Annotated in this window: 28 protein-coding genes; 23 read left to right on the top strand and 5 right to left on the bottom strand. The window is 35.2% G+C overall.

Features of this window, described 5'->3' with window-relative positions; genetic code table 11:
• The first annotated feature begins 32 nt into the window (after positions 1–32).
• The 15 genes from lpxA (at position 33) to hisIE (ending at position 14,538) form a co-directional block, all read left to right on the top strand.
• A complete protein-coding gene (lpxA, locus tag NO995_RS08080) occupies positions 33–818 on the top strand; it encodes an acyl-ACP--UDP-N-acetylglucosamine O-acyltransferase (protein WP_240574990.1) in 786 nt (261 codons plus the stop codon).
• A 34-nt stretch (positions 819–852) separates the two neighbouring features.
• Positions 853–1,422, top strand: a complete 570-nt coding sequence (efp, locus tag NO995_RS08085) for an elongation factor P (RefSeq protein ID WP_240574989.1) — start codon at positions 853–855, stop codon at positions 1,420–1,422.
• 6 nt (positions 1,423–1,428) lie between these two features.
• Positions 1,429–2,367, top strand: a complete 939-nt coding sequence (locus NO995_RS08090; protein ID WP_258227063.1) for a UDP-3-O-(3-hydroxymyristoyl)glucosamine N-acyltransferase — start codon at positions 1,429–1,431, stop codon at positions 2,365–2,367.
• Between the two features lie 72 nt (positions 2,368–2,439).
• Complete coding sequence (sucD, locus tag NO995_RS08095) at positions 2,440–3,312, top strand: succinate--CoA ligase subunit alpha (protein ID WP_240574987.1); 873 nt, start codon at positions 2,440–2,442, stop codon at positions 3,310–3,312.
• 245 nt (positions 3,313–3,557) lie between these two features.
• Positions 3,558–4,304, top strand: coding sequence for a 3-oxoacyl-[acyl-carrier-protein] reductase (gene fabG / locus NO995_RS08100; protein ID WP_240574986.1), 747 nt, complete (start codon positions 3,558–3,560; stop codon positions 4,302–4,304).
• Between the two features lie 52 nt (positions 4,305–4,356).
• Positions 4,357–6,390: a VWA domain-containing protein gene (locus tag NO995_RS08105; protein WP_258227064.1), complete on the top strand. Its 2,034-nt coding sequence runs from the start codon at positions 4,357–4,359 to the stop codon at positions 6,388–6,390.
• 13 nt (positions 6,391–6,403) lie between these two features.
• Complete coding sequence (locus NO995_RS08110) at positions 6,404–7,219, top strand: prohibitin family protein (protein WP_258227065.1); 816 nt, start codon at positions 6,404–6,406, stop codon at positions 7,217–7,219.
• A 330-nt stretch (positions 7,220–7,549) separates the two neighbouring features.
• On the top strand, positions 7,550–8,407 hold the full coding sequence (hisG, locus tag NO995_RS08115; protein ID WP_258227066.1) for an ATP phosphoribosyltransferase: 858 nt from the start codon (positions 7,550–7,552) through the stop codon (positions 8,405–8,407).
• 12 nt (positions 8,408–8,419) lie between these two features.
• Complete coding sequence (hisD, locus tag NO995_RS08120) at positions 8,420–9,703, top strand: histidinol dehydrogenase (protein ID WP_258227067.1); 1,284 nt, start codon at positions 8,420–8,422, stop codon at positions 9,701–9,703.
• On the top strand, positions 9,703–10,737 hold the full coding sequence (gene hisC / locus NO995_RS08125; RefSeq protein ID WP_258227068.1) for a histidinol-phosphate transaminase: 1,035 nt from the start codon (positions 9,703–9,705) through the stop codon (positions 10,735–10,737). The genes hisD and hisC overlap by 1 nt, the downstream gene beginning before the upstream one ends.
• On the top strand, positions 10,737–11,873 hold the full coding sequence (gene hisB, locus NO995_RS08130; protein WP_258227069.1) for a bifunctional histidinol-phosphatase/imidazoleglycerol-phosphate dehydratase HisB: 1,137 nt from the start codon (positions 10,737–10,739) through the stop codon (positions 11,871–11,873). The genes hisC and hisB overlap by 1 nt, the downstream gene beginning before the upstream one ends.
• Positions 11,874–12,455 carry an imidazole glycerol phosphate synthase subunit HisH gene (gene hisH, locus NO995_RS08135; RefSeq protein WP_258227070.1) on the top strand — a complete coding sequence of 194 codons (582 nt, stop codon included), beginning with the start codon at positions 11,874–11,876 and terminating at the stop codon, positions 12,453–12,455.
• A gap of 1 nt (position 12,456) precedes the next feature.
• Positions 12,457–13,191, top strand: a complete 735-nt coding sequence (hisA, locus tag NO995_RS08140; RefSeq protein ID WP_258227071.1) for a 1-(5-phosphoribosyl)-5-[(5-phosphoribosylamino)methylideneamino]imidazole-4-carboxamide isomerase — start codon at positions 12,457–12,459, stop codon at positions 13,189–13,191.
• Between the two features lies 1 nt (position 13,192).
• Complete coding sequence (gene hisF, locus NO995_RS08145; protein WP_258227072.1) at positions 13,193–13,948, top strand: imidazole glycerol phosphate synthase subunit HisF; 756 nt, start codon at positions 13,193–13,195, stop codon at positions 13,946–13,948.
• Complete coding sequence (gene hisIE / locus NO995_RS08150; protein WP_258227073.1) at positions 13,945–14,538, top strand: bifunctional phosphoribosyl-AMP cyclohydrolase/phosphoribosyl-ATP diphosphatase HisIE; 594 nt, start codon at positions 13,945–13,947, stop codon at positions 14,536–14,538. The genes hisF and hisIE overlap by 4 nt, the downstream gene beginning before the upstream one ends.
• Positions 14,539–14,592: 54 nt before the next feature.
• On the opposite strand, the gene NO995_RS08155 is transcribed toward hisIE, so the two are convergent.
• Positions 14,593–15,009 carry a hypothetical protein gene (locus NO995_RS08155; protein ID WP_258227074.1) on the bottom strand — a complete coding sequence of 139 codons (417 nt, stop codon included), beginning with the start codon at positions 15,007–15,009 and terminating at the stop codon, positions 14,593–14,595.
• Between the two features lie 100 nt (positions 15,010–15,109).
• Here NO995_RS08155 and NO995_RS08160 point away from each other — a divergent pair, with 100 nt between their 5' ends.
• Together NO995_RS08160 and NO995_RS08165 are read left to right on the top strand one after the other, a co-directional pair.
• Complete coding sequence (locus tag NO995_RS08160; RefSeq protein ID WP_258227075.1) at positions 15,110–15,886, top strand: tRNA pseudouridine(38-40) synthase TruA; 777 nt, start codon at positions 15,110–15,112, stop codon at positions 15,884–15,886.
• Between the two features lie 46 nt (positions 15,887–15,932).
• Positions 15,933–16,607 (top strand): DUF2461 domain-containing protein, encoded by a 675-nt coding sequence (locus NO995_RS08165; RefSeq protein WP_258227076.1) that lies wholly within the window; start codon positions 15,933–15,935, stop codon positions 16,605–16,607.
• On the opposite strand, the gene NO995_RS08170 is transcribed toward NO995_RS08165, so the two are convergent.
• A complete protein-coding gene (locus tag NO995_RS08170; protein ID WP_240574972.1) occupies positions 16,604–17,020 on the bottom strand; it encodes a glyoxalase in 417 nt (138 codons plus the stop codon). The genes NO995_RS08165 and NO995_RS08170 overlap by 4 nt on opposite strands.
• A 129-nt stretch (positions 17,021–17,149) precedes the next feature.
• Between NO995_RS08170 and NO995_RS08175 the strand changes: the two genes are divergently transcribed.
• From NO995_RS08175 to leuB, 6 genes are all read left to right on the top strand, one after another.
• The gene (locus NO995_RS08175) at positions 17,150–18,037 is read left to right on the top strand and encodes a DUF72 domain-containing protein (RefSeq protein WP_258227077.1); all 888 of its coding nucleotides are present in this window, start codon (positions 17,150–17,152) and stop codon (positions 18,035–18,037) included.
• An 18-nt stretch (positions 18,038–18,055) separates the two neighbouring features.
• Positions 18,056–18,442, top strand: a complete 387-nt coding sequence (locus tag NO995_RS08180) for an acyl-CoA thioesterase (protein ID WP_258227078.1) — start codon at positions 18,056–18,058, stop codon at positions 18,440–18,442.
• 236 nt (positions 18,443–18,678) lie between these two features.
• Complete coding sequence (gene leuC / locus NO995_RS08185) at positions 18,679–20,073, top strand: 3-isopropylmalate dehydratase large subunit (protein ID WP_258227079.1); 1,395 nt, start codon at positions 18,679–18,681, stop codon at positions 20,071–20,073.
• A gap of 56 nt (positions 20,074–20,129) precedes the next feature.
• The gene (leuD, locus tag NO995_RS08190; RefSeq protein WP_258227080.1) at positions 20,130–20,726 is read left to right on the top strand and encodes a 3-isopropylmalate dehydratase small subunit; all 597 of its coding nucleotides are present in this window, start codon (positions 20,130–20,132) and stop codon (positions 20,724–20,726) included.
• A gap of 3 nt (positions 20,727–20,729) precedes the next feature.
• On the top strand, positions 20,730–22,253 hold the full coding sequence (locus NO995_RS08195; RefSeq protein ID WP_258227081.1) for an alpha-isopropylmalate synthase regulatory domain-containing protein: 1,524 nt from the start codon (positions 20,730–20,732) through the stop codon (positions 22,251–22,253).
• Positions 22,254–22,266: 13 nt separating this feature from the next.
• The gene (gene leuB / locus NO995_RS08200; protein ID WP_258227082.1) at positions 22,267–23,325 is read left to right on the top strand and encodes a 3-isopropylmalate dehydrogenase; all 1,059 of its coding nucleotides are present in this window, start codon (positions 22,267–22,269) and stop codon (positions 23,323–23,325) included.
• Positions 23,326–23,416: 91 nt separating this feature from the next.
• Here the strand turns inward: leuB and NO995_RS08205 are convergent, their stop codons facing one another.
• The 3 genes from NO995_RS08205 to NO995_RS08215 all read right to left on the bottom strand — a co-directional run bounded on the left by NO995_RS08205 (position 23,417) and on the right by NO995_RS08215 (position 25,679).
• Positions 23,417–24,703 (bottom strand): mechanosensitive ion channel family protein, encoded by a 1,287-nt coding sequence (locus tag NO995_RS08205; RefSeq protein WP_258227083.1) that lies wholly within the window; start codon positions 24,701–24,703, stop codon positions 23,417–23,419.
• Between the two features lie 2 nt (positions 24,704–24,705).
• On the bottom strand, positions 24,706–24,996 hold the full coding sequence (locus NO995_RS08210) for a DUF3817 domain-containing protein (protein ID WP_258227084.1): 291 nt from the start codon (positions 24,994–24,996) through the stop codon (positions 24,706–24,708).
• A gap of 65 nt (positions 24,997–25,061) precedes the next feature.
• The gene (locus tag NO995_RS08215) at positions 25,062–25,679 is read right to left on the bottom strand and encodes a YqaA family protein (RefSeq protein WP_258227085.1); all 618 of its coding nucleotides are present in this window, start codon (positions 25,677–25,679) and stop codon (positions 25,062–25,064) included.
• Between the last annotated feature and the right edge of the window lie 9 nt (positions 25,680–25,688).

The raw sequence follows: 25,688 nt of genomic DNA on the forward strand, positions 1-25,688 counted from the left end.
GAAAATAAACTTTTAAAGACAAAACTAAACAAATGAATCAACCTCTTGCATACGTTCATCCAGGAGCTAAAATCGCAAAAAATGTTGTAATCGAGCCGTTTACAACTATTCATAACAATGTAGTTATTGGTGAAGGAACCTGGATAGGAAGTAATGTGACTATTATGGAAGGTGCTCGCATCGGAAAAAATTGTAACATCTTTCCTGGTGCGGTTATTTCAGCAGTTCCACAAGATTTAAAATATAACGACGAAGAAACTACTGTAGAAATCGGTGATAACGTAACCATTAGAGAATGTGTTACTATTAACCGTGGAACTACAGATAGAATGAAAACCGTAATCGGGAACAATTGTTTAATCATGGCTTATTGCCATATCGCTCATGATTGTGTTGTAGGCGATAACTGTATATTTTCTAATAACAGTACCTTGGCAGGTCATATAACCGTTGGGAATTATGTGGTGTTAGCAGGTATGGCTGCGGTGCATCAATTTGTTTCTATTGGTAATCACGCCTTTGTGACCGGAGGGTCATTAGTACGTAAAGACGTGCCACCGTTTGTTAAAGCAGCAAGAGAGCCGTTATCATATGTTGGGATTAACTCAGTAGGGTTAAGACGTCGTGGTTTTTCAACGGAAAAAATCAGAGAAATACAAGACATTTACAGAATCCTTTATCAAAAGAATTATAATAACACCCAGGCGGCAGAAATTATTGAAGCTGAAATGGAAGCAACACCGGAGCGTGATGAAATCCTTCAATTTATTAAAGATTCTCAGCGTGGTATTATGAAAGGATACTTTAAATCAAATTAAAAAAAATAAAAATACAATTTTAGATACATAAATTATGGCAGTTACAACGAGCGATATTAGAAACGGATTATGTTTAAGATTCAATAACGATATCTATAAAATTATAGAGTTTTTACACGTAAAGCCAGGAAAAGGACCTGCTTTCGTAAGAACAAAATTAAAAAGTGTAACAACAGGAAAAGTATTAGATAATACCTTTTCGGCAGGACATAAATTAGAAGATGTTCGTGTTGAAACTCACAAATTCCAGTTTTTATACAACGATGGTGAGTATTACCACTTTATGAATACAGAAGATTATTCTCAAATTCAATTATCTGAGGCTGCTTTAGATAACCCAGGTTTAATGAAAGAAGGAGAAGTAGTTACGGTTATGATTAACGCTGAAGATAACATGCCGCTTTCTGTAGAGATGCCTGCAAGTGTTGTTTTAGAAGTTGTTGCAACTGAGCCTGGAGTTAAAGGAAATACTGCAACTAACGCAACAAAGCCTGCTACTGTTGAAACTGGAGCGATTGTAAACGTACCCTTATTCATCAACGAAGGTGATAAAATTAAAGTTGAAACTGAAAAAGGAACTTACAAAGAACGCGTTAAAGAATAATTTCAGTTGAAATTTCCAAAACCACATACTTTAAAACAAATTGCTCAATTAATCGATTGTGAATTTGTTGGGGGTGACGATTTTCCTGTTTTAGGAATGAACGAAATACATGTTGTCGAGCCTGGCGACATTGTATTTGTTGATCATCCAAAATATTACGATAAAGCTTTAAATTCAGCTGCAACTATTGTTTTAATTAACAAAGAAGTTGAATGTCCTGAAGGCAAAGCTTTGTTGGTAAGTGATGACCCTTTTAGAGATTTTAATAAGCTTACTAATCATTTTAAGCCTTTTAAACAGGCTAATGCTCAGGTTTCGGATTCAGCTCAAATAGGAGAGGGAACCGTTATTCAACCTAATTGTTTTATCGGCCATAATGTTGTTATTGGTAAAAATTGTGTCATTCATTCTAATGTAAGTATTTATGATGATGCTGTTATTGGTGATAACGTAACTATTCATGCTAATACCGTTTTAGGAGCTAATGCATTTTATTATAAAAAACGTCCAGAAGGTTTCGATCGATTAAAATCTAGTGGGCGAGTGGTTATTCAGGATAATGTTGATATCGGAGCTTCTTGTACAATTGACAGAGGAGTTACAGGAGATACTATTATTGGTGAAGGTTCTAAACTTGATAATCTTATTCAAATTGGTCATGATACTGTTGTAGGTAAAAAATGTTTAATTGCCTCTCAGGCCGGAATTGCTGGATGTGTTATTATTGAAGATGAAGTGACTATTTGGGGACAGGTTGGTTGTGCTAGCGGAATAACGATAGGAACTAAAGCTGTAGTGCACGCTCAAGCTGGTATTAGTAAATCGTTAGCAGGACATACAACCTATTGGGGAACACCTGCTCAGGAAGCTAAAGAACACCTAAAAGGCTTAGCTTTAGTGAAACAAATTCCTAAAATTTTAGAAGAATTAAAATATAAAAAATAAATTAAAAATGCTGCCCAAAGTATATTCAAAAAAAGTATTTTTGTGCAGCTTTATTCAAAATAATAATAAAAAATGAGTGTTTTAGTAAACAAAGATTCAAAAATAATAGTTCAAGGGTTTACTGGAAGTGAAGGTACTTTCCACGCTAGCCAAATGATTGAATACGGAACAAACGTAGTAGGTGGTGTTACTCCAGGAAAAGGAGGACAAACTCACTTAGATAAGCCTGTTTTTAATACAGTTAAAGACGCTGTAGAGCAAGTAGGTGCCGATACTACTATTATTTTTGTACCGCCAGCTTTTGCTGCTGATGCGATTATGGAAGCTGCTGATGCAGGTATTAAAGTAATTATTACAATTACTGAAGGTATTCCTGTTGCAGATATGATTATTGCTTCAGATTACATTAAAGATAAAGACTGTCGTTTAATTGGTCCTAACTGTCCAGGTGTAATTACTCCGGGAGAAGCTAAAGTTGGTATCATGCCAGGATTTGTATTTAAGCAAGGTAAAGTAGGTATTGTTTCTAAATCAGGTACATTAACTTATGAAGCTGCAGACCAAGTTGGAAAACAAGGTTTAGGTATTACTACTGCAATTGGTATTGGTGGAGATCCAATCATTGGAACAACTACTAAAGAAGCTGTTGAGTTATTAATCAACGATCCTGCTACAGAAGCTGTAGTTATGATTGGTGAGATTGGTGGTCAGTTAGAAGCTGATGCTGCACAATGGTACAAAGCTAGCGGAAGTAAAAAACCTATCATCGGTTTCATCGCTGGTGAAACTGCTCCGGCAGGACGTACAATGGGGCACGCAGGTGCAATTGTAGGTGGTAGCGATGATACTGCTCAGGCTAAAAAGAAAATTATGAGAGAATGCGGAATTCACGTGGTGGATTCTCCAGCTGAAATCGGTAAGAAAGTTGCTGAAGTTTTAGGATAATCTCTCTAAACATATCTGAAAAACCTCGCAATAATTTGTGAGGTTTTTTATTTGTTGCAATTTGTATTTGTTATATTTGAAATAAGGAAAAATTTCCAACCATGTACATGACTCTTTTTAATAGAGTTATGTTCAAATAAAATTAAAGTAATCACAATGAAACACCTAACATTTTGATTTAACAATATTAAGCAGTGTTAAATTTGGTGTTGCATGTGACTATTAAAAAACAATAAATATTACACATGAAATTATTAGAAGGTAAAACCGCCATTATCACAGGAGCAAGTAGAGGTATTGGAAGAGGTATTGCACAAGTTTTTGCTGCTCAAGGTGCTAATGTAGCGTTTACATATAGTTCTTCTGTTGAAGCTGCTAACGAGCTTGAAAAAGAATTAATCGCTTTAGGAGTTAAAGCTAAAGGTTATAAAAGTAACGCAGCAAGTTTTGATGAAGCTCAAAAATTAGCTGACGATGTTGTTGCCGAATTTGGTAGTATCGATGTATTAGTAAATAATGCAGGTATCACTAAAGACAACTTATTAATGCGTATCTCTGAAGAAGATTTCGACACCGTTATTGAAGTGAACTTAAAGTCGGTTTTCAACATGACTAAAGCAGTACAACGCACCATGTTAAAGCAACGTGCAGGTTCTATTATTAACATGAGTTCTGTTGTTGGTGTTAAAGGAAATGCTGGTCAAACAAACTATGCGGCTTCTAAAGCGGGTATCATCGGATTCTCTAAGTCTGTTGCTTTAGAGTTAGGTTCTCGTAACATTCGTAGTAACGTTGTTGCTCCAGGTTTCATTGAAACTGAAATGACAGCTAAATTAGATGAAGAAGTGGTTAAAGGATGGAGAGCTGGTATTCCATTAAAACGTGGTGGGACTCCTGAAGATGTTGCTAACGTATGTGTATTCTTAGCAAGTGATATGAGTGCATACGTAACAGGGCAAACATTAAACGTTGACGGTGGAATGTTAACCTAATTTTCAATTTCTGCGAAAGCGGAAATCTCACTTTTAAACTTTATGTAAATTAATGAGTTCTGAAACTCTGGTATACATCATAATTTCTGGAATAACTGCTTTATTAATAGCGGGATTTCAGTATTATAAAAACAAAAAAGGCATGTCTAAATTAAGCATGCTTTTTTTGTTTCTGCGTTTTATCACAATTTTCTCGGTTATTTTATTGTTAATCAATCCTAAATTTGAGCAAGTTGTTTTATCTGTAGAAAAACCAAATTTAGTCTTAGCCATAGATAATTCATCTTCAATAAAGTATTTAGGTCATGACACAGAAGCCAACACATTATTAAATCAATTAAGGACTAATAAGGAATTACAGGATAAATTCAATTTAAGTATTTATAGTTTTGGAAATACTATAAAAGCTTTTGATTCGCTTTCCTTTACAGAACAAGAGACAAATATCAATCAGGCGTTTTCTCAATTAACGCAAATATACAAGCAAAGTACATCGCCTACAGTACTTATAACCGATGGTAATCAAACCTACGGTAATAATTATGAGTTTGCTTATCTCGATTATAAACAACCTGTATATCCTGTTATTTTAGGTGATACAATTAGTTATGTTGATTTAAAAATTCAGCAGCTTAGCGTTAATAAATACGCATATTTAAAAAATAAATTTCCTGTTGAAACCATTTTAGTTTACAACGGAATAGGTTCAGTAAAATCCCAATTTACAGTAACAATAGGGAATTCTATAATTTATTCTGAACCAGTTAATTTTTCGCAAGAGAACAATTCCAAGGTTATCAATTTCACTTTACCTGCAAATCAGGTAGGTGTGCAGGTGTACAAAGCGACACTATCGCCTTTAAATTCAGAAAAAAACACCATAAATAACTCTAAAAATTTTGCAATAGAAGTTATTGATCAAAAAACAAAAGTGGCTATTGTTAGCGATATTATACATCCGGATTTGGGTGCTTTAAAAAAGAGTATTGAAAGTAACGAACAACGCTCTGTTAGCTTTTTTAACTCAAAATCGATTTTAAATCAAATAAATGATTTTCAATTAATTGTGCTGTATCAGCCAAATGATAAGTTTAAAGAATTGTTTGAGCAATTAGACAATGAAAACAAAAACAGATTTATTATCGTAGGGCCAAAAACAGACATTGAATTCTTAAATAATATCAATAAAAGTTATGAGTTCGAAATCACCTATAATACAGAAAATTATCAGGCAGCTTTAGAGAAAAATTACACGCCATTTTTTGTTGATGATATCGATTTTGAATCCTTCCCTCCATTACATTCATATTACAGTTCGTTGATTGCCTTGGTGCCTTTTGAAACGATTCTGTATAAAACGCTAAACGGAATAGATGTTGGAGAGCCTTTACTTGGAACTTTTGAAACCCAAGGTAGAAGGGAAGCGTTGTTGTTAGGTGAAAACATCTGGCAATGGCGATCGCAAAGTTATGTGGAAACCAAATCGTTTCACGGATTTGATAATTTCTTCAATAAATTAATTCAGTATTTAGCTTCAAATAAATTAAAAAGCAGACTGAATGTCGATTATCAATCGTTTTACAATGGCTCCGGAAATGTTATTGTAACAGCGCAATATTTTGACAAGAACTATATTTTTAATGAACGGGAAACTCTTAATATTACCGTAGCAGATAAAATATCGAAAGAATCTAAAACATTTCCACTCATTCTAAAAAATAATAATTACGAGGTAGATTTAAGTAGTTTATCACCTTCGGAGTATGATTTTAAGGTTCATGCTGAAGAAGCTAATATTTCAAAAACCGGTAGTTTTACTATTCTTGAATATAATGTAGAGCAACAATTCTTAAATGCTAATGTAACAAAGCTTCAACAACTAGCGTCTAATAGTTCAGGAAAGGCATATTTTATTGATAATCCAGATGCTTTAATTGATGATTTGCTTAATGATAATCGTTTTAGCACAATTCAGAAAAGCCATAAAAATAGCTTACCTTTAATAGATTGGAAATATTTACTAGCCGTAATCGCTCTGAGCCTAAGTCTAGAGTGGTTTTTAAGAAAATATAACGGATTAATTTAAACTAAATATATAGATGGAAAAATTACCAAAAATTGCATTTCCTGTAATTATTGTTGCAGTAGTTTTAATTGTTTTATTGTCAAAATCAGCAGTGACTATTGGTTCTGGTGAAGCAGGTGTTTTGTATAGAACCTTTGGAGGCGGGGTTGTAACCGATGAGCCACCGTTAAGTGAAGGATTTCATATTGTGGCACCTTGGAATAAAGTGTTTGTTTATGAAGTGCGTCAGCAGGAGAAATTAGAAAAAATGAATGTATTATCCTCAAACGGTTTAGATATTAAACTGGAAGCTTCAGTTTGGTTTCAGCCTAAATACGATCAGTTAGGAAAACTGCATCAGGAGAAAAGTGAGCAGTATATCGATCGCGTGCTGCTTCCGGCAATTCGTTCTGCGGCACGTAGTGTAGTTGGCCGTTATACCCCTGAGCAATTATATTCTAGTAAGCGTGATGCCATTCAGCAGGAAATCTTTGAAGAAACTCAAAAAATTGTTGAGGATCAATACATTCAGTTAAATGAAGTGTTGGTGAGAGATGTGACTTTACCGCCTACTATTAAAGATGCTATTGAGCGCAAACTGAAACAAGAACAGGAGTCATTAGAGTATGAGTTTAGATTAGTGACTGCTCAAAAAGAAGCTGAAAAAGTGATTATTGAAGCGCAAGGTAAAGCTGATGCTAATAAAATTCTAAGCGCTTCGTTAACCGATAAAATCCTTCAGGATAAAGGTATTGAGGCGACGGTTAAATTATCAGAATCACCAAATAGCAAAGTGATTGTTATTGGTTCGGGAGATAGTGGTATGCCTATTATTTTAGGAAACCAATAAACAGTCGATTAATAGATTATTTAGCTTTGTATTTAAATATTGAATTTTAGTTAACAGAATTGAGCTAAAACTTTTAAATGTTAAATACTTTAAAAAAATAATAGCATTATTTGGAATTAAACGTTTTTATTTTAAATATTTGTGAAACAGAAATAGAACAAATGACATTTATTCAAGCACATTATCATCATTTTCAAATTTGCCCTCAAGCGAAGTGAAAATGTATTGAATAAATTCAACATATTTTAAAACCCGTTTGAGACAATCAAGCGGGTTTTTTATTTCTAAACCAACTAATTGTTTCAAACTCATATAAACCGAAATGAACTAATGAGTAAATTACGAATTGCAGTACAAAAAGCTGGTCGTTTACACGACGAATCCATGGAATTGTTAAAAAATATCGGTATATCTATCGATAACGGAAAAGATCAATTAAAGGCTTCTGCCAGAAACTTCCCTGTCGAAGTGTTTTATTTAAGAAATGGCGATATCCCTCAATATCTTAAAGATGGTGTTGTTGATGCCGCGATTATTGGAGAAAATGTTCTAATTGAAAAGGGTGAAGATATTGGCATTGCCGAAAAATTAGGGTTTTCATCTTGTCGTGTTTGTATTGCTGTGCCAAAATCTATGAAATATAACGGACTTACAGATTTAGAAGGTAAGCGCATTGCGACATCTTATCCGAATACTGTTCAAAAATATCTTGATACTAAAGGGGTTTCTGCAAACATTCACATTATTAACGGGTCGGTTGAAATTGCGCCAAACATAGGGCTCTCTGAAGCTATTTGTGATATTGTTTCTAGTGGAAGCACCTTGTTTAAGAATAACTTAAAGGAAGTTGAAACGCTGTTAAGGTCGGAAGCTGTTTTAGCTGTATCTCCAGTGCTAAACAAAGAAAAACAAGCTATTTTAGATAAAATCCAGTTTAGAATTCAATCGGTTTTAAAAGGAAGAGAATCTAAATATGTATTATTAAATGCACCAAACGATAAAGTTCAGGATATTATTAATGTTCTGCCGGGAATGAAAAGCCCAACAGTTTTACCGTTAGCTCAGGAAGGGTGGAGTTCAATACACTCGGTTATTAGTAAAAATGAATTCTGGGATGTTATTGATGAATTGAAAGCCAAGGGCGCCCAAGGTATTTTAGTATGTCCTATTGAAAAAATGGTTCTTTAATTTTTTGATGATATGCAGATAATTAATAATCCTAAACAATCGAAATGGGCAGAAGTCTTGAAGCGACCTACGCAGACTGTCGACGATATAGAAGCTACTGTCAATAAAATATTCAATGAAGTTAAAAAGGAAGGTGATAAAGCGATTAAAAATTATACGCTTCAGTTTGATCAAGTTGATTTAGAAACGAATATCGTGTCTGCTGAAGAAATTCAATTGGCTGCCGATAGAGTTTCAGAAGATTTAAAAAAAGCCATAACTGAGGCAAAACAGAATATAGAGACTTTTCACAGCGCTCAAAAAACTTCAAGAGTTAAAGTTGAAACCACTAACGGAGTCGTTTGCTGGCAGGAAAAACGTCCCATTGAAAAAGTGGGATTATACATTCCGGGAGGAACAGCGCCTTTGTTTTCAACAGTTTTAATGTTGGCTGTGCCTGCGCAAATCGCTGGATGCAAGGAAATTGTTTTATGTTCTCCTCCAAACAAAGAAGGGCAATTGGCAAACGAAATTCTATTTGCAGCACAGCTTTGTGGGGTCACTAAAATTATAAAAGTCGGAGGTATTCAAGCGATTGCCGGATTAACTTTCGGTACAGAAATTATCCCTAAGGTTTATAAAATTTTCGGACCAGGGAATCAGTTTGTAACTGTAGCTAAGCAATTGGCGACAAAATTTGGCGTGGCTATCGATATGCCTGCAGGACCAAGTGAATTATTGGTGGTGGCCGATGACACCGGGAATCCAGCCTATATTGCTTCAGATCTCCTTAGTCAGGCAGAGCACGGCGTCGATAGCCAGGTGATTTTAGTGTCAACTTCTAAAAATGTGGTTCAAAAAGTATCTGAGGAAGTTGAAAAACAATTAGAGGTTCTTCCGCGTAAAGCCATTGCAGAAAAAGCTATTGCAAATTCGAAGTTGATTTATGTTGAAAATGACAATGCTGCATTAGAATTAATCAATGAATACGGCCCGGAACACTTTATTATTTGTGCTAAAAATGAAGATTTTTATGTAAATGGTATTGCCAATGCAGGCTCTATTTTTATTGGTGATTATACCCCTGAAAGCGCTGGTGATTATGCTTCTGGTACGAATCATACTTTGCCTACTAATGGATTTTCAAAAGCGTATTCTGGTGTGAATTTAGATAGTTTTCAAAAGAGTATGACCTTTCAGAAAATTTCTAAAGAAGGCTTGTTGAACATAGGTAACACTATTGAGCAAATGGCGGAAGCTGAAGGATTGCAAGCCCATAAAAACGCAGTGTCAATTCGATTAAAGGATATTGAATAATGAATATAAAAGATTTATTAAGGCCCACCATTAAGGCATTAAAGCCGTATTCTTCTGCGCGTGATGAGTTTCAGGGTGCTTCCGATAATATGGTGTTTTTAGATGCTAATGAAAATCCGTTCGAGAACGGGGTTAACCGGTATCCAGATCCGTTACAACGTACTTTAAAATCACTTTGGTCAGACATTAAAGGTGTGCCAACGCAAAATATCATGTTTGGAAATGGAAGCGACGAAGTTTTAGATTTAATCTATCGTGCGTTTTGCGAACCCAACCAGGATAATGTTATCACCTTACCGCCAACATACGGGATGTATGAGGTGTTGGCCAATTTAAATGCGATTAGCATTAAGAAAGTTAGCTTAGATGAAAATTTTCAACCTAAAGTCGATAAGATTTTAAGTGTTGTAGACGAGAATAGTAAACTGTTGTTTGTTTGTTCACCAAACAATCCGTCAGGAAATAGTTTTAATGCTAAAGCTATTGAAAGATTGGTTTCAGAGTTTAAAGGTATTGTAGTAATTGACGAAGCTTATATCGACTTTTCAAAAGAACAAAGCTGGGTCTCTAAATTAGAACAATTCCCTAATTTAATTGTAACGCAAACCGTTTCTAAGGCTTATGCTATGGCAGGAATCCGTTTAGGAATTTGTTATGCGTCAACTGAAATTATTTCGGTGTTAAACGCCATAAAACCACCATATAACATCAATGAGCTCACTCAGAAGAAAGCCATTGAATTATTAAGTATTAAAGATATAGCAACTAACCAAATTCAAGATATCCTTTCAGAAAGAGAAAAGTTAATAGAGGCTTTAACATCGGTGAATTATATTTCTAAAATTTACCCAACCGATGCCAATTTTGTATTAGTTAAGGTTGATGATGCCAATAAACGTTATAATCAGCTAATTGAAAAGGGGATTGTAATTAGAAACAGAACAACACAACCAGGCTGTGAAAATACGTTAAGATTAACGGTTGGAACAGCTGATGAAAATAAAATATTAATAGATACCTTAAAATCTATATAATGAAAAAAGTATTATTTATAGACCGCGATGGTACATTGGTGTTAGAGCCACCCGTAGATTATCAGTTAGATAGTTTAGAGAAATTGGAGTTCTATCCCAAAGTATTTCAATATATGGCTAAAATAGCCAGTGAATTAGATTACGAACTGGTTATGGTAACCAATCAGGACGGCTTGGGAACCGATTCATTTCCTGAAGACACTTTTTGGCCGGCTCAAAATAAAATTATTGATGCCTTTGTTAAAGAAGGTGTTGAATTTGCAGATATTCATATCGATAAAACATTTCCACACGAAAATGCACCAACGCGAAAACCAAGAACCGGTTTATTAACCAAATATTTTTCTCAAGATTACGATTTAGAAAACTCCTTCGTTTTAGGTGATCGTATTACCGATATGGAATTAGCAAAGAATCTTGGGGCAAAAGGGATTTATCTTTCTGAAGACCCGAATCTTGGAGCAGATGAAATAGAATCCTCAACCAAAGAAATCTACGACGCTATTGCATTAACATCGACTGACTGGAAAGAAATCTACGAGTTTTTAAAACTGAAGGATCGCGTTTCTGAAATTACCAGAAATACAAACGAAACCAAAATTTATATCAAACTGAATTTAGACGGTTCAGGTAAAAATGATATCGAGACTGGTTTGTCGTTTTTCGATCATATGTTAGATCAGATTGGGCGTCACGGTGCTATGGACTTAACCATTAAAGTTGATGGTGATTTAGAGGTTGATGAACACCATACTATCGAAGACACTATGATTGCTTTAGGGGAAGTGTTTAGTAAAGCTCTTGGTAATAAATTAGGCATTGAACGTTACGGGTTTTGTTTGCCAATGGACGATTGTTTAGCTCAGGTAGCTGTAGATTTTGGTGGTCGTAACTGGCTAGAATGGGATGCCGAATTTAAACGTGAAAAAATCGGCGATATGCCAACCGAAATGTTCTTTCATTTATTTAAATCGTTTACTGATGGTGCTAAATGTAATTTAAATGTAAAAGCCGAAGGTGTAAACGAACATCACAAAATCGAAGGTATTTTTAAAGCCTTTGCTAAAGCCATGAAAATGGCGGTAAAACGAGATTCGAATAAGATGTTTTTACCATCAACAAAAGGAATGTTATAAATGAAACTAGTTATTATAAATTACGGAGCAGGAAATATTAAAAGTATTCAGTTTGCTTTTAAGCGTCTGGGTGTTGATGCTGTGCTTTCAAACGACCCAGAAGAAATTCTTGCTGCCGAGAAAATCATATTTCCTGGTGTAGGTGAGGCCAGTAGTGCTATGGCAATGCTGGAAGAATCCGGATTAGATAAACTTATCCCAAAATTAAAACAACCGGTTTTAGGGATTTGCTTAGGGATGCAACTACTTTGTGAATTCACCGAAGAAGGCAATACCAAGGGACTTGGTGTATTTAAAACGGTAGTAAAACGTTTTGATAACTCCGTTAAAGTACCTCAAATGGGCTGGAATGTCATTAAAGAGCTGAAATCGAATCTATTTAAAGATGTTAAAGAAAAGGAATACATGTATCTTGTACATAGTTATTATGCTGAGCATTGCCCTGAAACCATCGCAACCACAGATTACGGATTAAACTATGCTTCGGCTTTGCAACATAAAAACTTTTACGGCGTGCAGTTTCACCCAGAAAAGAGTAGCTTAGCAGGAGAACAAATTTTAAAAAACTTTTTAGAGCTATAACATGAGAATTATACCAGCCATAGATATTATAGATGGGAAATGTGTCCGTCTAACCAAAGGCGATTACGACACAAAAAAAGTATACAACGAGAATCCGTTAGAAGTTGCTAAAATGTTTGAAGATGCAGGTATTCAGTATTTGCATTTAGTCGATTTAGATGGCGCAAAAGCCCAGCACATCGTTAATTACAAGGTTTTAGAGCAAATTGCATCAAAAACCAAGTTAAAGGTAGATTTTGGCGGCGGATTAAAAACTAATGAAGATTTACATATTGCCTTCAATTCAGGAGCCCGACAAATTACAGGAGGTAGTATTGCAGTAAAGGACGCTAAGACTTTTGAAGGTTGGATTTCAAAATACGGATCTGAAAAAATTATTCTGGGGGCCGACAGTAATGCAGGAAAAATTGCAATTAGCGGTTGGCAGGAAGATAGTCAGGAAGAGTTAATTCCGTTTATAAAAGGTTATCAGAAAAAGGGCATTCAATATGTGATTTGTACAGATATTTCCAAAGACGGTATGCTGCAGGGACCTTCAGTAGATTTATATAAAGAAATTATTACTGAGTGTTCAAGCGCGAGTAACGGCCAATCAGTTAAATTAATTGCTTCAGGAGGTATTTCAATTATTGATGAATTGCCGGTTTTAAAAGAATTGGGTTGCGAAGGTGTTATTATTGGTAAGGCGATTTACGAAAATAGAATCACCTTAAAACAGCTCGAAAAATTTATATAGTATGCTAACAAAACGAATAGTTCCTTGTTTGGACATAAAAAACGGACGCACCGTAAAAGGCGTGAATTTTGTTGATTTACGTGATGCTGGTGATCCAGTGGAATTAGCGAAGCAATATGCCGAAGTTGGCGCTGATGAATTGGTGTTTTTAGATATTGCAGCGACGTTAGAAGGTCGTGCTACAACCTTAGACATGGTGTTGCGTGTTGCGGAACAAGTAAATATTCCATTTACCGTTGGCGGCGGAATTTCTTCGGTAGAGCACGTTGATGCTTTGCTTCAGTGTGGTGCAGATAAGGTATCTATCAACTCTTCGGCAGTTAAACGCCCGGAGCTGGTTAACGAATTAGCCGATAAATTCGGGAGCCAATGCGTGGTAGTGGCTATTGATGCCAAACAGATTGATGGTGATTGGAAAGTACATTTGGCTGGCGGGAGTATTCCAACAGATATCGATTTATTTGAATGGGCTAAAGAAGTTGAAGATCGCGGCGCTGGTGAAATTCTATTCACATCCATGGATCATGACGGTACCAAAAACGGATTTGCAAATGAAGCTTTAGCTCGACTTTCTGAGGAATTAAACATCCCGATTATTGCCTCAGGAGGCGCTGGAAATGTACAGCATTTTGTAGATACGTTTACAGAGGGGAAAGCCGATGCCGCTTTGGCTGCCAGTGTGTTTCACTTTGGAGAAATCCCAATCCCTGAATTAAAAAAAGAATTGAAAAAACATAATATAGAAGTGCGATTATGACTACAAAATATGATGATAATGGACTAGTTCCAGCTATTATTCAAGATGCTACAACAAAAACGGTATTGATGTTGGGGTATATGAATGAAGCAGCTTATCAAAAGACTTTAGAAACTCAAAAGGTTACGTTTTTTAGTAGAAGTAAGCAACGCCTTTGGACGAAAGGAGAAGAAAGCGGTAATTTTTTAAACCTTGTTTCTATTAAGAACGACTGTGATAATGATACCTTGTTGGTTCAAGTGAATCCTGATGGACCAACTTGCCACAAAGGAACAGATAACTGTTGGGGAGAAGAAAATCAGTCTTCTTACGGATTTTTTTCAACTCTGGAAGATGTGATTAAAGAGCGCGTTGAAAACAAAGACACCAGCAAATCGTATGTAGCAAGCTTGTTTGCAAAGGGGATTAATAAAGTGGCTCAAAAAGTAGGAGAGGAGGCTGTAGAAACGGTTATTGAAGCTATGGATAATAATGATGAGTTGTTTCTGTACGAATCAGCTGATTTGTTGTTCCACTATTTAATGTTGTTACAAGCAAAAGGTTTCACTTTAAAAGATATTGAAGCCCAATTAAAAGGGAGGCATAAATAAAATAAAAAAGGCATTAGAATTTCTAATGCCTTTTTTATTTATTGAGATTCTTGATTAAACAATCCAATGTTTTGAAATGGATTTTTTAGCAAACCAAACCAAAAATACGGCAAAAGCAATAATACTAATCGTCATGCCTATGTGATCTGTGTAGCCGTTGATTAGAAAATACCCCATTTGAATAATTACTGCAATTAAAGAAATTACGAGTAACGAATAAGAAGCTTTCTTTCTTAATAGTAAACCCAAACTGCCAATTGCTGCTGTGAATACTGCGATGGCAAAAGCGGCTGTTAACCATGAAGGTAGTGTGGATGCTAATTCTATTTGTTCTGAAGTCATTGATGCTTTCCAGCGGTCTGTTTTGTAAGCCTGACCAATATATTGATCAACGCCCATGAGATTCCATAAAAGGGCGATAACACTCACCACCCAAAACCAGAAAGGAGGCTTTTGTTTTAAATTTGTCATAATAATCGGTTTGTTAGTTAGTATTTACACTATACAATTTAGAAAATTTTTGCCATAACTAATAAAATAAGTTTACTTTGCTCGCGGATTAAATACAATAATGAAAAAGCATTTTTACGTTATCACCATTCAATATTTGGGTTATAGATTTCACGGCTGGCAAAAACAACCAGATGTAAAAACCCTGCATTTAATGGTTGATCGCACTTTGAATTTTATTTTAGAAGGTAAAACCTTTAAAAGTTTAAGCTCAGGTAGAACCGATGCCATGGTGTCTGCGGAATGTGCCAAATTCGAATTATTTTTAGCTGAACCTTTGGAGGACATGCAAGCGTTCTTAAATTTGTTTAATTATAATTTACCACAAGATATTCGTGCTTTAGATATTACGGAAGTTGATGCTAAATTTAATATTATCAATCATTCAAAAACAAAGGAATACCTATATCTGTTTACGTTTGGAGAAAAATGTCATCCGTTTTGCGCGCCAATCATGACAACTATTCTTGATGATTTAGATATTGAATTAATGAAGGAAGGTGCAAAACTGTTTCAAGGGGAACATTACTTTAAATCGTATTGCTTTAAACCAACTGATAACGGAATTTATAATCGTGAAATCATGACCTGTGAAATTGTAGAAAACAATATTTACACCGCCAATTATTTCCCAAAGCAATCGTATGTATTACGAGTAAAAGGAAAAGGATTTATGCGTAATCAAATCCGACTCATGATGGGAACTTTAATCGATTTAGGAAAAGGTAAATTAACTCTGGAAGATATAAAATACAGTTTGCAACAAGATGTTTTTGTGAAAATGGAATATATCGCTCCAGCATCAGGGCTGATTCTAAATAATATAGAATTTGAATAACGAAACTCCTTTTGTAATTTAGACTTCTAATTAAAAACCAATCTATATGAAAACCGTATCTGCAAACGTATTTAAGTTTTTTAAACAGTTAGAGCAAAACAATAACAGAGATTGGTTTAATGAACACAAAAAGGAATTTAAAGCGGTCGAGAAAGATATTAAGGGGTTTTACAATAGCGTTTTAGAAACGTTAAAAACACACGACGAGGTTGATAAACTAAAAATCTTCCGTATCTATCGTGATGTGCGTTTTTCTAAAAACAAATTGCCATATAAAACACATTTTGGAGGTGCATTTCATAGAGTGAAACCACAGTTGAGAGGTGGGTATTATGTTCATATTCAGCCTAACAACGAAAGTTTTATAGCTACAGGATTTTGGGAGCCAAACCCAGCAGATTTACTGCGTATTCGCAAGGAGTTTGAAATGGATGCCAGTGAGATGAGAGCTATTTTAAAAGACGAAAAATTTAAAAATAATTGGGGAGCGCTTGTTGGAGATGAAGTCAAAACTGCTCCTAAAGGTTTCAGCAAAGATCATGAAAACATCGATTTAATAAAGAAAAAACAATATATATTTATTAGAAAATATACTGACGCACAAGTTTTAGACGAAGGTTTTATAGATGATGTTGGCTTGGCATTTAAAGCTATTCGCCCATATTTTAATTATATGAGCGATGTGCTTACTACTAATTTAAACGGGGAAAGTTTGCTTTAAATAGCTTTTAGAATTTCTGGTTTTTCAAAAAGCTGAACATTGTCAATTAGGCGTTGTCTTACCAAATTCATCATGCGTTTATTTAATGCAGACGAATTTTGAATATAGATTACATATTCTTCAACCGTAAACAATCCAATAATCATTCCTTTTAAGGAGTTCCTAAATTTCATATCCTTAATAATAGCATTTTCAATGTAATCAATACGCTTTTCAATCGACAAGCTGTAAAACACATTTTTATGTTTGCCAACATAATTCAGGAAAACTTCGTTTAGTAAATTGTTCTGAAATTTCACAATAGGGCGCAATACTAAATTCTGAAAACGTTCGTCACTACTCATATTGTCGTTAATTGTAGTGGTTTTAAATTCAGGACGAATTTTTGTCAAGTTAATCTGTCTAGTATCCATAATTATAAGAGTTTTACTAAAACTATAAAATTAAAAAGCTTGATTTTGTATAGTAAATTATAATTGTTAACGACTTTATTAACAAATGATCTTTTTATCTTTATTCCAAAATTGATTTAAGAAGAAAAAATGAAGTTTGGAAGTGTTGAAAATCCACAGGATATTGACTTTAGTTTACCTCCGGACCATCCGGAAACTAAGAAAACTTTAGAGAAATTTAAAGACGATAATATTCCTGAAATCTATGTAGGCTGTGCCAAATGGAATAGAGCTGATTTGAAAGGCTTTTATCCGCGGGGTACCAAGGATGAATTAGCGTATTATTCGTCTCAGTTTAATTCAATTGAGCTAAACGCTACGTTTTACAGAATATTTCCAGCCGAACAATTTGAAACCTGGCATAATAAAACACCGGATAATTTTAAGTTCTTCCCAAAGCTAAATCAGGAGATTAGCCATTGGAAACGTTTGCAGGAAACCACAGATGTGGTTAATCATTATCTAATTAATGCGGCGAACCTGAAAGAAAAATTAGGAACCATATTTTTACAAATGCATAATAATTTTGCGCCTAAAGATTTTGATAGGGTTGTGAAATTTGCTGAAACCTGGCCTAGGGAAATACCATTAGCAATGGAGTTCAGACATACAGATTGGTATAACGATAATGGAGTTGCTGATGAATTATACCAATTGCTTGAAGCAAATAATATTTCAAATGTCATTGTCGATACTGCGGGAAGACGCGATTTAATACATATGCGTTTAACCAATGCCACAGCTTTTGTGCGTTATGTTGGAGCAAATCATCCAAGTGATTACGCACGTTTAGATGACTGGATAGAACGTTTGAAACTTTGGACAGAGCAAGGAGTAAAAGAAATAGATTTTTTTATTCATCAGAACATCGAAAAAGAATCCCCTTTGTTATCGGCTTATTTTATTAAAAAGCTGAATTCAGAATTGGGATACAATTTGAAAATTCCTAATGACAATGACCAGCAGTCGTTATTCTAACTTTAAAAATATATAATTATGAAATTTCACACTAGAAAATGGGTTAAACCCGAAGACTTAAATGCAAATGGCACCTTGTTTGGAGGGCGTCTTTTAGAATGGATAGACGAAGAAGCTGCTTTATATACTATCATTCAGTTGGAAAACCAAAAAGTGGTTACCAAATACATGAGTGAAATCGACTTTAAAGCTTCGGCAAAGCAAGGCGATATTGTTGAAATAGGTATGGAAGTCGTGAAATTCGGTAAAGCCTCCTTAGTCTTAAGTTGTGAGGTTCGTAATAAAATGACCCATGAAACCATTATTACTATTTCCAGTATAGTCATGGTAAATTTAGGGCCAGACGGCAAGGCAAAACCACACGGAAAGACCGAAGTAGAATATGTAGCCGACAGGTTGAAGTAGATTACGGATTGTGGCGCTTTAAAATTTTAAAGCAATTTTACGATTCTGTTAGAAAATTATCGATTTTTTTCAGCTTCGCTAATAATCCTATAAAAATATCACAACGATGCGCCATATGTATTGGTAAATGCTGAAAAAATTAGAGTATTTATTAACTTTGTCTGCCTTGGTTATTTGAACTTCATTAACCAACATCATTCACTAAGATTTAAAACTAAAATTAGAGATATATTATTATGAGCAAGACATTGTTTGACAAAGTATGGGATTCACATGTGGTTAGGAAAATTGAAGGTGGTCCGGATGTGTTTTTTATAGACCGTCATTTTATTCATGAAGTTACAAGTCCTGTGGCATTTCTTGGGTTAAAAAATAGAGGATTAAAAGTATTATACCCAGAGCGTACGTTTGCTACAGCAGACCATAACACGCCAACAATTAATCAGCATTTACCGGTAGAAGATCCGTTATCTGCAAATCAGTTAAAAGCCTTAGAAGAAAACTCTAACGAATATGGTATTAGTCACTGGGGATTAGGACACAAAAAGAACGGTATTGTTCACGTTGTAGGTCCTGAAAACGGAATTACATTCCCAGGAGCAACGATTGTTTGTGGAGATTCACACACCTCTACGCACGGTGCATTTGGTGCTATTGCTTTTGGTATTGGGACTTCAGAGGTAGAAATGGTATTGTCTACACAATGTATTATGCAGCCTAAGCCTAAAAAAATGCGTATTAACGTAAATGGCGAATTAAGTAAAGGGGTGACGCCAAAAGATGTTGCGTTATATATTATTTCACAATTAACAACATCTGGCGCAACAGGTTATTTTGTAGAATATGCAGGTGATGTTTTTGAAAATATGACTATGGAAGGCCGTATGACGGTGTGTAATTTATCTATCGAGATGGGTGCACGTGGCGGTATGATTGCTCCAGACGAAACGACTTTCAATTACTTAAAAGATAAACCATTATCTCCAAAAGGCGAGGAGTGGGATAAAGCAGTTGCTTATTGGAAAACTTTAAAAACGGACGAAGGGTCTACTTTTGATAAGGAAATCAATATCGAAGCAAAAGATATCGAACCAATGATTACCTACGGAACCAATCCAGGTATGGGTATCGGTATTTCTAAACACATTCCAACAGCAGAATCTGTAGAAGGTGGTGTAGCTACATTTAAAAAATCTTTAGATTACATGGGGTACCATGAAGATGAGGCTATGGTTGGTAAGAAAATCGATTACGTTTTCTTAGGAAGTTGTACAAACGGTCGTATTGAAGATTTCCGCGCCTTTGCTTCTATTGTAAAAGGACGTAAAAAAGCCGACCACGTAACGGCTTGGTTAGTTCCAGGATCGCACGAAGTTGAAGATAAAATTAAAGAAGAAGGTATTTTAGATATCATTACTGAGGCTGGATTTACGTTAAGACAACCAGGATGTTCTGCATGTTTAGCAATGAACGACGATAAAATTCCTGCTGGAAAATATGCGGTTAGTACGTCTAATAGAAATTTCGAAGGACGTCAGGGACCTGGGTCAAGAACTTTATTAGCATCTCCTTTAGTGGCTGCTGCAGCTGCTGTAACAGGGGTAGTAACCGATCCAAGAGAATTATTATAATCATTGAATTAAAAATCGATTAAATCAAGGATTAAACACAAAAATTAGAATTTAAAATGGCTTACGATAAATTTAATATACTAACAAGCACTGCGGTACCATTACCGTTAGAAAATGTAGATACAGATCAAATCATCCCGGCACGTTTCTTAAAAGCAACAAAGCGTGAAGGATTTGGTGATAACTTATTCCGCGACTGGCGATACAATGGAGATAATACTCCAAAAGAAGATTTCGTTTTAAACAATCCTATTTACACTGGTAAAATCTTAGTAGGAGGAAAGAACTTTGGTTCCGGATCTTCAAGAGAGCACGCGGCATGGGCGGTTTACGATTACGGATTCCGTTGTGTGGTATCGAGTTTCTTTGCTGATATCTTTAAAAATAACTGTTTAAATATTGGGGTTTTACCTGTGCAGGTATCTCCGGAATTTTTAGAGCAAATCTTTACAGCAGTTTACGACGACCCTAAAACGGAAATTGAAGTAAATCTACCTACACAAACTATTACTATTCTTTCTACTGGCGCTCAGGAATCTTTTGATATTAATAGCTACAAAAAAGGGAATATGGAAAATGGCTTTGATGATATCGATTATTTACAAAGCATGAAAGGTGAAATAGAAGCATTCGCTGAAACTTTACCGTTATAATACATGGCATCTAAAAGAATTGAAATAATGGATACGACACTCCGCGATGGTGAACAAACCTCGGGAGTGTCGTTTTCTGCTTCAGAAAAACTCACCATCGCTAAACTTCTTTTAGAAGAATTAAAAGTAGACCGTATTGAAATAGCATCGGCTCGCGTATCTGAAGGCGAATTTCAGGCGGTTAAAAATGTGACAAAATGGGCTAAAGACAATAACTATTTGAGTAAAGTTGAAGTCTTAACCTTTGTGGATAAAGGTGTTTCTATCGATTGGATGATTGAAGCAGGAGCAGTAGTTCAAAACCTATTAACTAAAGGCTCATTAAATCATTTAACTTATCAACTTAAAAAAACTGAAGATCAGCATTTTAAAGAAATTTCAGAAGCCATTTCACTAGCCACTTCCAAAGGTATTAAAACAAATGTTTATTTGGAGGACTGGAGTAATGGTATGCGTAATTCTAAAGACTATGTTTTTGAGTTTTTAGAGTTTTTAAGCACACAGAATGTAGACCGTATTATGCTTCCTGATACCTTAGGTATTTTAACACCTCCTGAATCGTATGAGTTCGTTAAAGAAATCAAGGAGAAGTATCCGGATTTGCATTTCGATTTTCACGCGCACAACGATTACGATTTAAGTGTTGCTAATGTGATGTCTGCTTTAAATGCTGGTGCCGATGGTTTGCATCTTACAGTAAATGGTATGGGTGAGCGTGCAGGTAACGCACCAATGGCGAGCACCATTGCTATGATTAATGATTTTATGCCGACTATTGAAATTGGTGTAAACGAGAAGGTGTTATTCACGGTTAGCAAACTGGTCGAAAACTTTTCTGGTATTATGATTCCGGCCAATAAACCGGTAATTGGAGCAAATGTATTTACACAAACGGCTGGTATTCATGCTGATGGTGACAATAAAAAGAACCTGTATTTCAGCGATTTAATGCCGGAACGTTTTGGGAGAACACGTAAATATGCGCTTGGAAAAGCCTCAGGGAAAGCTAATATTCAGAAGAATTTACAGGAATTAGGCTTATCGCTTAATGATGAGGATTTAAAGAAAGTTACTCAGCGTATTATTGAGTTGGGGGATAAAAAAGAAGTGGTTACCAAAGAAGACCTTCCTTATATCATATCGGACGTTTTAGATAGCTATTCATACGAAGAACACACTAAGGTTAATTCGTATGTTTTAACGCATGCTAAGGGCTTAAAACCATCAACAACAGTATCTCTTACTATCGATGGAGAAACTTACGAGGAAAACGCTTCTGGTGACGGACAATTTGATGCGTTTATGAAAGCATTGCATAAAATCTATAATATGCGTGACGAAAATCTTCCGGATTTGATAGATTATGCTGTGCGTATTCCTCCGGGAAGTCATTCTGATGCGTTGTGTGAAACCATTATTACCTGGAAAAACGGTAAAAATGAATTTAAAACACGTGGTCTGGATTCCGATCAAACGGTATCTGCAATTAAAGCCACAGAAAAAATGTTGAATATAATTACTAACTAAGAATACAAAATAAATGAAATTTAATATAGCACTTTTAGCAGGTGACGGAATTGGACCTGAGGTGATTGAACAAGCAGTAAAAGTAAGTGATGCAGTTGCTAAAAAATTTGGACATGAAATAACCTGGAGACCGGCTTTAACTGGAGCTGCAGCTATTGATGCCGTAGGAGAACCTTATCCGGACGAAACTCATGAAGTTTGTGCAACTTCAGATGCTGTTTTATTTGGTGCTATCGGGCATCCAAAATTTGATAACGATCCATCGGCTCCTGTACGACCTGAGCAAGGATTGTTAAAGATGCGTAAAAAATTAGGCTTATTCGCTAACGTACGTCCAACCTTTACATTTCCATCGTTATTAGATAAATCGCCTTTAAAACAAGAACGTATTGAAGGTACAGATTTAGTGTTTTTACGCGAATTAACGGGAGGTATTTACTTTGGTGAAAAAGGAAGAAGAGACGAAGGTGAAACAGCTTTCGATAACTGTGTATACACACGTGAAGAAGTGCAGCGTTTAGCTAAAAAAGGTTTCGAATTAGCTATGACACGTTCTAAAAAATTGTGTTGTGTAGATAAAGCTAACGTTTTAGAAACATCACGTTTATGGAGAGAAACGGTTCAGGCTATGGAAAAGGATTATCCAGAGGTTGAAGTAAGCTACGAGTTTGTTGATGCTGTTGCGATGCGTTTAGTACAGTGGCCAAACAGTTACGATGTTCTAATTACAGAAAACCTTTTTGGTGATATCTTAACCGATGAAGCTTCTGTGATTTCAGGATCTATGGGATTAATGCCTTCGGCGTCTATGGGTGCTGATATCGCGCTATTTGAGCCTATTCACGGGTCATACCCACAAGCTACAGGCTTAAATATTGCTAATCCAATGGCAACGGTATTGTCTGCAGCCATGATGTTCGAAACGGCGTTTAATTTACCTGAAGAGGGACAAGCGATTAGAGATGCTGTTAATAAAGCTTTAGCTGAAGGTATTGTAACTGAAGATTTAGCTGACGGCGGAAAAGCTTACGGAACTAAAGAAGTAGGAGACTGGTTAGCAGCAAATATTTAAGCTATCAATTCTATATAAAAACAGAAAGGTGAATTCTTATGAACTCACCTTTTTTTTATGTGGTTACTGAAATAAATTCAGCATAACAATTTTAGTTTCCTTTAAAACTTGAATCACTTGGCAATTCAAAAATTTCTAAATCGAAATAAGGAAGTGCCGCTATCAGGTGATCGAAAATATCAGACATAATATACTCGTAGTTTTCCCAGCGTTTATCACTACTAAACGCATAAATTTCTAAAGGAATACCTTGTGTTGTTGGTGCTAATTGGCGTGCCATAATCATCATATCTTTATTGATGGCAGAATGTTGCTTAAGGTATGAATCTATATACTTTCTGAACACCCCTAAATTTGTCAGGTTTCTTCCGTTTAGTAAAATGGACTTGTCAATATTGTGAGAAGCATTAAACGACTTAATGTCTTCTTGTCTGCTTTCTAAATAACTAGTGATTAAATGAATGCCTTTTAATTTTTCAACCGCTGTGTCATCTAAATATTTCACTCCACTTTGCTTGATGTAAAGGGCACGTTTAATACGACGACCATCAGAACTTGTCATGCCTCGCCAGTTCTTAAAAGAATCGGAGATTAAAGCGTAGGTTGGAATGGTTGTAATAGTTTTGTCGAAATTCTGAACTTTAACCGTTGCCAGACTTATTTCAATAACGTCTCCATCGGCACCGTATTTTTCAAATGTAATCCAGTCGCCAATACGAACCATATCGTTTATAGACACCTGAATACTGGCTACAAACCCTAAAATTGTATCTCTAAATACTAAAATAACGACAGCCGATCCAGCTCCTAAAGCAGTTATGAATTTATAAAATGGAATGCCTGTAACAATTGCAAAAGATGAAAATATACCAATAACCCAGGCAAAAATCATAAACACCTGAATATAACTCGCAATAGGTTTGTCTTTAAAATTAGGCAGCGTTTTTAGATAGTCTTTAATAGTATTTAAAAAGCTTCGAACTACCCATAAGGTTAAAACAATTGCAAAAACCTGTAATGTTTTTTCTGCGAAATTTTCAAAATCAGGAAAATCGGTAAACACTAAAGGAACAAACTCTAAAGTGATAAGTAGCGGAATGATGTGGGCAATATTTCTCGGGACTTTATTTGTGATTAAAAGATCATCGAAATTTGTTTTCGATCTGGTCGCGAATTGCGTAAACAACCCTCTTAAAAACTTTCTTATAATAAAGTCTATAATAAAAACCAGTACCACTAAAGCTAAGAGCAACGCAAACATGTTTAAAAATTTAGCATTGGTTTCGCTTAGACCTAATGATACAAAATGATCGTAAAGCCAGTGTTTTAGATCTAACCCTGTGGTTTCCATAATATTTTCAGTTTCTTTTTGAAACATTATTAAAGAGCAGGTTTTAAATATTTTTTATCGACATAAAATGTTCCGAAAGGTAAAATAGCAGCAAATAGAATAAATGAAAATTGCTTACCATTCCAGCTAAAATCAGGTTTAATTAAAAAAGTTAAAACAATATACCCTATAAATAGTAAACCGTGAGGCATGCCCAGTAATTTAACATACTGAGGCTCATTTAGCATGTATTTTACAGGTGTAGCAATAAAAAGTAATAGAATGTATGACAGACCTTCTAAAAAGGCAACGATTCTAAAAATGTTAAGCAATGAAAACATAGTGTAAATTTTTGCCTGTAAAAATAATGCACAATGATGACATAGAGCGTTACTTTAAGACTTTTTTAAAACGCATGGAAAATTACTATTCCATAGATTAAAAAGCGTAGTAAACGCAATGAGCCAAAAAGCATTACATTTCTGAACGGAAAAGAAATGATTCCTGCTGCCATGCACGAAATTGAAAAGGGTAGTGGAAGTAGGGCTCCAACAACAATTAAGAAACCACCCCATTTTTTGGAGTTTTTTAATTGCTTTTCCATTTTATCTTCCAGGTAGTTATGAATAGCTGGAATTTTAGTGATAACCCGGCCTATGTAGTAAGAAACTAATCCGCCAGAATACGATAAAATAGCCAGTAAAGCTAGGTATCCCCAAGGCGCATACATTTTTCCTGCCCAGGCTATAAAAATTTCTGGAGGAACCAATCCTAACAAAGTTTCGGAAATAAAAAAGAAGCTTAATACTCCGTAAACAGGTAGTGTTTTTGTAAGTTGAACCAGTAAATCGTTAATATTAAAATAATGATTTACAATATAAATTCCCGCAACAGCTAAAACAATATAAGGTAGTGCTTTTTTTACAGCATTCCAAACAAAACCGTAAAACCCGGTATAACTATAATACTGGTGTAATAGTTGCCATCTGGATTTCTCAGATTTTGTTTTTGGTTTGGATTTCATGGTAAAAGC

Origin of the sequence: Aestuariibaculum sp. M13, from assembly GCF_024723255.1 — a bacterium.
Lineage (GTDB): Bacteria > Bacteroidota > Bacteroidia > Flavobacteriales > Flavobacteriaceae > Aestuariibaculum > Aestuariibaculum lutulentum.